The organism is Bradyrhizobium sp. P5_C11_2 (assembly GCF_054049755.1).
Window position 1 is genome coordinate 1 of record NZ_JBFULT010000400.1, and the last position, 7,069, is coordinate 7,069.

Genomic DNA, 7,069 nt, shown 5'->3' on the forward strand with positions numbered 1-7,069 from the left:
GACCCGAACAGTGAGCCGGCCACGATCTCGCCGACCATCATGACCAGGGTCAGGATGACCACGAACCAGGTGCGCCGCTCGTTCTCCTCGTGCTTCTCGCCGAGGAAGGCATGGTCATGGGTCCATTGGTCGATGGAATGTGAATGCATCGGGGGGCTCCGAAAGGTCAGGTCCGTTGGCCGGCAATATAGACCTGCGGAGCGTGTGGGCAAAATCGGTGGCACGAGGCGATTGACAGTCCGGCGCGGTTTCGTTGTAATCGACCTCATGGGGATTGAGCGATCTCCCCACGAGGCGACAAGCCCAAGAATCGCGTCCCGTTGTTCTTTTACGAGGGCGCATCATGTCTTCTTTTGCGACGATATCATCTGACAAGCTGGCACGGTTGATCGGCACGGCGAACGCCCCTGCCCTGATCGACGTGCGCACGGACGAGGATTTTGCCGCCGACCAGCGGCTGATCCCCGGCTCGATCAAGCTGAGCCACAACAACGTTCCGGACTGGGGCGGCGAATTCGCCGGCCGTTCCGCKATCGTCTCCTGCCTGCGCGGCGAAAAGCTCGCACAGGGCACCGCGGCCTGGCTCAGGCAACTCGGCGCGCAGGCCGAGGCGCTGGAAGGCGGCTTCGAGGGCTGGAAGGCGGCGAAATTGCCGCTGGTCGATGCAACAAAGCTGCCGCCGCGCGACGCCAAGGGACGCACCGTCTGGGTAACGCGCGCGCGGCCCAAGGTCGACCGCATCGCCTGCCCCTGGCTGATCCGCCGCTTCGTGGACCCCAACGCGGTGTTCCTGTTCGTGGCACCCTCCGAGGTGGTCGCCGTCGGCGAGCGCTTCAACGCGGCGCCCTTCGATGTCGAAAACGTGTTCTGGAGCCATCGCGGCCCGCTCTGCACGTTCGACGTCATGGTCGAGGAGTTCGGCCTCGCCATCCCGCCCCTGCAGCGGCTCGCAACCCTGGTCCGCGGGGCCGACACGGCGCGGCCGGACCTCGCCCCCGAGGCGCCCGGCCTGCTCGCGGCCTCGCTCGGGCTGTCGCGGATGTATGATGACGACCTCGAACAGCTCGAGGCCGGCATGCTGCTCTACGACGCCTTCTATCGCTGGTGCCGGGACGCCACCACCGAGACCCACAACTGGCCGACCAACAAGGTGAAGGCGTAATGGATACCCGCGCCACTCAGGCGGACGGAGCTGATGCCGGTCACGGCATCAGCTTCAACGAGGCATTTCGTGTCTGGCTCCGGGTCGCCGTGCTGAGCTTCGGCGGCCCCGCGGGCCAGATCGCGGTGATGCACCGCATCCTGGTCGAGGAGAAGAACTGGATCTCCGAAGGCCGTTTCCTGCATGCGCTGAACTACTGCATGCTGCTGCCGGGACCCGAGGCGCAGCAGCTTGCGACCTATATCGGCTGGCTGATGCACCGCACCGCCGGCGGTCTGATGGCGGGCGGGCTCTTCATCCTGCCCGGCATCATCGCCATCATGGGCTTGAGCTACGTCTACGCCGCCTTCGGCAATGTCAGCTTCGTCGAGGCACTGTTCTTCGGCCTGAAGGCCGCCGTGCTCGCCATCGTCGTCGAAGCCGTGGTGCGTGTCGGCAAGCGCGCGCTGAAGAACCGCATCATGATCGCGCTGGCCGCGATCGCCTTCGTCGCGATCTTCTTCTTCGCCGTGCCCTTCCCCATCATCATCATCGCGGCCGGCCTGATCGGCTATGCCGGCGCACGAAGCGGCCGCCCGGAGTTCGCGCCGGCCGGTCACGGCCATGGCGGCAGCAGCGCCGCGATCGACAGCATGCTTGGCGAGGCCGTGCCCGATCACGTCCGCCCCGACCTGGCGCGCGCGGTCCGCGTCGGCGCGATATGGCTCGCGCTGTGGCTGGTGCCGGTGATCGCGCTGCTCGCGGCGTTCGGAGAGGCCAACGTGTTCAGCCAGATCGCGCTGTTCTTCTCGAAAATGGCGCTGGTCACCTTCGGCGGCGCCTATGCGGTGCTGGCCTACGTCGCCCAGCAGGCGGTCGAGCATTATCACTGGCTGAAGCCGCACGAGATGCTCGACGGCCTCGGCATGGCCGAGACCACGCCGGGCCCGTTGATCATGGTGCTCCAGTTCGTGGGCTTCATGGCGGCCTACCGCGACCCGAGCGGCCTGTCGCCGATGTTAGCTGCGACGCTCGGCGGATTGCTCGCGACCTGGGTGACCTTCACGCCATGCTTCCTCTGGATTTTCGTCGGAGCGCCCTATATCGAGCGGCTGCGCGGCAACATCGGCCTTGCCGGCGCGCTCAGCGCGATTACGGCCGCCGTCGTCGGCGTGATCCTCAACCTCTCGATCTGGTTCGCGCTGCACACGCTGTTCCGCGAGACCGCGCCGGTGCACGCTTTTCCGTTCGCGTTCGACAGGCCGGTGCTGACCAGCGTCGATGTCCCAGCGCTCTTGCTGTCGATCGCGGCCGCCACCGCGATCTTCCGCTTCAAGCTCGGCATGCTGACGGTGCTGGCCGGCAGTTGCGCGGCGGGCGTGGCGCTGCGGCTGGCGGGGGTGATCTAGCTCCGTGTCCCAGCCAGCTAAATTCCTCCCGAGACGATGGAGGGGAATGGCAGCCGCTCGGCGGGTTGCAGGTTCGCATCGTCGCCTTGCAGTGACGATCTGAGGAACTGGTCGGCTTGCGACACGAAGAGTTCCGGGTACTGGTAGAACGACCCGTGATTTGCATCCGGATAAAGGATCAGCTGCGCATTCGGCAGGTTTTGTTGCAGGATGTAAGAGTTCACCGTAGGTATGATGACATCGTCACTGCCCTGCACGATCAGCGTCGGCTGACGGATATTTTTCAGACGGTCGATCTCAGCCGGCGCGATGTATTTGCCGATGGCTTCGCGCTGTGCGGATGCAGCTTCTCCGCTCACCTCGGGATCGCGATCGTCGCGGGAAAGCTTGCGTTCCAGAAAGGCGAGGCCTGCGGCCTGGCTCGACGGGGACGGCGAGAAGTGAACGGCGAGCCAGAGATACTCCGGCGAGTCGTAGGTGGCGGCGAATATCTCTGCTGATCTGCTCGTTGCCATGTCAGCCCCACGCGGCCCGGTCCCGACAAGAATGAGCCGGCGAACGAGATCGGGAGCCTGGATTGCAATTTCCTGGGCGACCATGCCGCCGATGGAAAAGCCGAGCACGTCGACCTTGGTAAGCCCGAGAGCCTTGATGAAGGCGATCGCATTTGCACCCATTTCCTGAAAGCTCGTCGGGACCCGGCCTGAACTGCTCGAGACGCCCGCATTGTTGAAGAGGATCACCTCGCGGTTCCCGGCCAGACCGTCGGTGACGGCCGGGTCCCAATGATCCATGGTCCCGCGGAAATGCTGGTTGAGGACCAGCGGCACGCCACCTGCCCTGCCGAAGCGGCGATAGGCGAAGCGGGTGCCGTTGGCCTCGATGAACCGCGTGGGAGCGGTCTGGTGATTGTGTTGGGTCATGGAAAGCCCCGACAGTCAGTGGCTCTTGCCGCCATCGACTTGGAGGACATGGCCGGTGATGTATGAGGCGCCTTCCGACGCGATGAAGACGATCGCATTGGCAAGCTCCTCCGAGAGGCCGAGGCGGGCCATCGGCACGGTCGTCACCAGAGCCGCCTTGTTCTCGGGCGTGCCGGYGAAGCGGGTCAACATGCCGGTGTCGGTCGGACCGGGAGCCACGGCGTTCACACGGACGCCCGACTTCGCGAGTTCGAGCGCCACCGACTTGGTGATGCCTTCGACGGCGTGCTTGCTGCCGACATAGATGGACGCTCCAGCCGCGCCCTCATGCCCGTAGGTCGAGGAGATGTTGATGATGTTGCCGCTGCCCTGTCCCTTCATGACGCGGGCTTCGTGCTTCATGCTCAGCAGCACGCCGAGAACATTGGTGTCGAACGTCGCGGCGTAGCTTTCCGCGGTCTGGTCCGTAATCGGGCCCGGTTTGCCTTCGGTGCCGGCATTGTTCACCGCGACGTCGAGACGCCCGAAGCGCTTGACCGTGCGGTCGACAAGGCGACGGACATCGTCTTCCTTGCGCACGTCGGCCTGGACGAACTCGGCTTCGGCACCGGACGCACGGAGTTCGCGGACCAAGGCCTCCCCGGCATCCGGCTTTCTGCCGGAAACAACGACGCGATGGCCTGCTTTTGCGAACGCGACTGCTGCAGCGCGGCCGATGCCAGTGAGGGCCCCCGTGATCAATACGACTGACGATGACATGACTATCTCCTTGAAAAAGCAAGATTTTGAGCAGAGGTGGCTCCCTCCGCCCTGGACCGCCCGTCGTCTCCATCTCTTGAGTGAGCAGAAAGAGACCGCGGCGTTGGGCCGAAGATGAGCGCACCTGAACGTTTTGAAAATTGGGCCGCAATTCCAAACATATCGGACTATAATGTCCGAAATGGAGGCTCGCCTATGGACAGTCTGGGGTCGCTCAATGCCTTCGTACGGGCGGCGGAAGCCCGAAATTTCACGGTCGCAGGACGGCAGCTTGGCGTGTCGTCGTCAGCGATCGGCAAGGCGGTAGCGCGGATGGAGGAACGGCTCGGCGTGCGCCTTCTCCATCGCAGCACGCGCAGCATCACGCTCACCGCGGAAGGTGCCCGGTTTCTGGAGCGTTGCCGTCGCATCTTTGCTGAGATTGAAGCGGCCGAGCTTGAGCTGTCGCAGACGCACGAAACTCCGCGCGGCACGCTGCGTGTCGCCCTGCCATTGGCCGGCATGCTGATGATGCCCACTCTGGTCGCGTTCATGCGGGCATATCCGGACATAACATTGGATCTCGATTTCAGCGATCGGGTCGTCGATGTGATCGAGGAAGGCTTCGACGCCGTCGTGCGCTTCGCCGACGCCGGCGACACGCGCTTGATGTCCCGGGCTTTGGTCATGTATCGCCGACGCCTGGTGGCATCGCCGGCCTATCTGGCGGCCAAAGGCGTTCCTCAGACCCCCGACGACCTCAAGGCTCATGCCTGTCTGCGCCACATGTTTCCGACCAGCCGAAGGTTCGAGCGATGGCCGCTGCGGGGAGAGCATGCCGACATCGAGAGCGAGCTGCCAAAAACGGTCGTGGCGAGTACGCTTGAGCCGCTCATCTATATGGCGGAACAGGGCATGGGCATCGCTTACCTGCCGGACTTCGCCATCAACCGCCAGCTTCGCGAAGGTCTGCTCGTCCCCGTGCTCGACGATTACACCGATCGTTCGGGACCGCTACGGGTCCTGTGGCCGTCGAGCCGGCAACTCGCTCCCAAGCTCAGAGCTTTCGTGGACTTTCTCGCCGCGAACCTTGTGCCATCCGTCGAGGGCGAAGCAGAAAGCGGGATAAGTCCCCTAGCAAAGGTCGATCTCGATCGGCGCGGGTGAGCAATGGTCGGCTGCTACCCGCGCGACGGCTATCGCATCATCATCCGCGCGATCGCCTCGCCGATCACCACTGTCGTGAAGTGGGTGTTGGCCCGGCAGTCGGACGGCATGATCGAGGCGTCGGCGACGCGCAAGCCGGCGATGCCCTTCACCGTGCCGTCGGGATTGACCACGCCATCGGCCGCCTTGAAGCCAGTCATGCGGCAGCTGCCGGCGGCGTGCTGGATGTCGCCGGTTTCACGGCGCAGCAGCGCATCGAGCTCGTGATCCGGCAGCGCCGCTGCTTGCGGCAGCGTCAGATCGGTGTCGGTCAGCCGGATCCAGTCGGCGATGCCGGAAAGCGCCGGCTGGGAGGTGATGACGGCCAATCGCTTCACCGCATCCATCATGCGCAGCATGTCGCGCGGATCGGCCAGCATGTTCTCCTCGACGATTGGATCGATCGCGGGGTCGATCGAGGCCAATTTAAGCGTTCCACGAGAGTAGGCGTTGAACAGCCCGGCGCCGATCGCCCCGGGCACGCCGATGCCGCGGTGGTTGAAGGCGATCAGGATCATGTCGCGCTTGCCGCCGTCGGCGAGGCCCGAGGAATAGGTCACGCAGCAATTGGTGTGGCGGGTGTCTTGATCGGTCGGCCGGAGATCCTCGCGGAGCTGGATGGTGGCGCGAAACAGCGGATGGTCGAAGAAGTGCCGGCCGACCGGCAGGTCCTGCGCGACCGCGATCCCCATCGCCTTCAGCTCGTCGGCGGGCCCAATGCCCGAGCGCAGCAGGATCGCCGGACTGTGGATGGCGCCGGCGCAGAGCACGATCTGGCGTGCGCTGATCTCGCTGATGCCCTGCCCCTCGACATGGACGCGGAGGCCGGTCGCACGGCCGTCGCTGATCAGCACACGGTCGACCAGCGCATGCCCACGGATCTCCAGATTGGCGCGGCCGCGCGCGGGCTCCAGATAGCCCTCATTGGTGGTGATGCGGCGGCTGTCGCGGCTGTTGATCGGGTAGCAGGCGACGCCCTCGCCGTCCGGACCGTTGAGGTCGGCGCACCACGGGTAGCCGCTCGCCAGCGCCGCATCGCGCAAGCCGCGATCGATCGGGCCCCATTTTTCGGGCGGCGCGCGATAGACCGGCAGCGGTCCACCGCGTCCGTGGCCCTCGACGCCGCCGAATTCCAGATCATCCTCGATCACCGAGAACAACGGCATCACGTCCCTGGCCGACCAGCCGGTGCAGCCATTGGCCGCCCATTCGTCGAACGCGTCGGCAACGCCACGGATCGCGATCTGGCCGTTCATCATCGATGAGCCGCCGAGCCCCTTGCCGCGCCAGTAGAAGCGCGGCTCCTGGCCCGCCACCCGCCGCGTCAGCAGATCGGGCCACTGCCATTTCTCCTGGAACTCGCGCTTGTGGATGATCGGAATGGGATTCGGCGTCATCACCTCCCAGGGCGMCTCGTCGGCGCGCCAGTCGAGCCCCGCCTCGAGCAGCAGGACGCGCCTTGCGGGATCCTCGGAGAGCCTTGCCGCAACCGCGGCGCCGGCCGAGCCGCCGCCGACAACAATGACATCGTACATCGCGTTACTTCTCAACGTTCCAGAACACCGGGATGGCGGACGGGATCAGATTACGCCAAATGGCGCGATAGGCGGCCGGCTGGGCGAACTGGCCCCACGGAATCGCCGGCGCCTGAT

General features: G+C 65.1%; 6 protein-coding genes and 1 pseudogene. 3 read left to right on the plus strand and 4 right to left on the minus strand.

The features are described from left to right. Nucleotides 1–149 (minus strand): annotated as a pseudogene (locus ACXJL8_RS28985) (cation transporter); the annotation flags it as partial. A 194-nt stretch (nucleotides 150–343) separates the two neighbouring features. Between ACXJL8_RS28985 and ACXJL8_RS28990 the strand changes: the two are divergent. Beyond that, nucleotides 344–1,162 carry a chromate resistance protein ChrB domain-containing protein gene (locus ACXJL8_RS28990; RefSeq protein WP_456622210.1) on the plus strand — a complete coding sequence of 273 codons (819 nt, stop codon included), beginning with the start codon at nucleotides 344–346 and terminating at the stop codon, nucleotides 1,160–1,162. Beyond that, nucleotides 1,162–2,550: a chromate efflux transporter gene (chrA, locus tag ACXJL8_RS28995; protein ID WP_456622211.1), complete on the plus strand. Its 1,389-nt coding sequence runs from the start codon at nucleotides 1,162–1,164 to the stop codon at nucleotides 2,548–2,550. The genes ACXJL8_RS28990 and chrA overlap by 1 nt, the downstream gene beginning before the upstream one ends. A gap of 17 nt (nucleotides 2,551–2,567) precedes the next feature. On the opposite strand, the gene ACXJL8_RS29000 is transcribed toward chrA, so the two are convergent. Then, the gene (locus ACXJL8_RS29000; protein WP_456622212.1) at nucleotides 2,568–3,473 is read right to left on the minus strand and encodes an alpha/beta fold hydrolase; all 906 of its coding nucleotides are present in this window, start codon (nucleotides 3,471–3,473) and stop codon (nucleotides 2,568–2,570) included. Between the two features lie 15 nt (nucleotides 3,474–3,488). Further along, nucleotides 3,489–4,232 carry an SDR family NAD(P)-dependent oxidoreductase gene (locus ACXJL8_RS29005; RefSeq protein ID WP_456686021.1) on the minus strand — a complete coding sequence of 248 codons (744 nt, stop codon included), beginning with the start codon at nucleotides 4,230–4,232 and terminating at the stop codon, nucleotides 3,489–3,491. Nucleotides 4,233–4,427: 195 nt separating this feature from the next. Here ACXJL8_RS29005 and ACXJL8_RS29010 point away from each other — a divergent pair, with 195 nt between their 5' ends. Then, nucleotides 4,428–5,378, plus strand: a complete 951-nt coding sequence (locus ACXJL8_RS29010; RefSeq protein ID WP_456622214.1) for a LysR family transcriptional regulator — start codon at nucleotides 4,428–4,430, stop codon at nucleotides 5,376–5,378. Between the two features lie 29 nt (nucleotides 5,379–5,407). Here the strand turns inward: ACXJL8_RS29010 and ACXJL8_RS29015 are convergent, their stop codons facing one another. Further along, nucleotides 5,408–6,952, minus strand: coding sequence for a GMC family oxidoreductase (locus ACXJL8_RS29015; protein WP_456686022.1), 1,545 nt, complete (start codon nucleotides 6,950–6,952; stop codon nucleotides 5,408–5,410). Nucleotides 6,953–7,069 lie beyond the last annotated feature (117 nt).

Coding starts and splice junctions, on each gene's coding strand:
- chrA (WP_456622211.1), top strand. CDS start 1,162: ATGGATACCCGCGCCACTCAGGCGGACGGAGCTGATGCCGGTCACGGC.
- ACXJL8_RS29000 (WP_456622212.1), bottom strand. CDS start 3,473: ATGACCCAACACAATCACCAGACCGCTCCCACGCGGTTCATCGAGGCC.
- ACXJL8_RS29010 (WP_456622214.1), top strand. CDS start 4,428: ATGGACAGTCTGGGGTCGCTCAATGCCTTCGTACGGGCGGCGGAAGCC.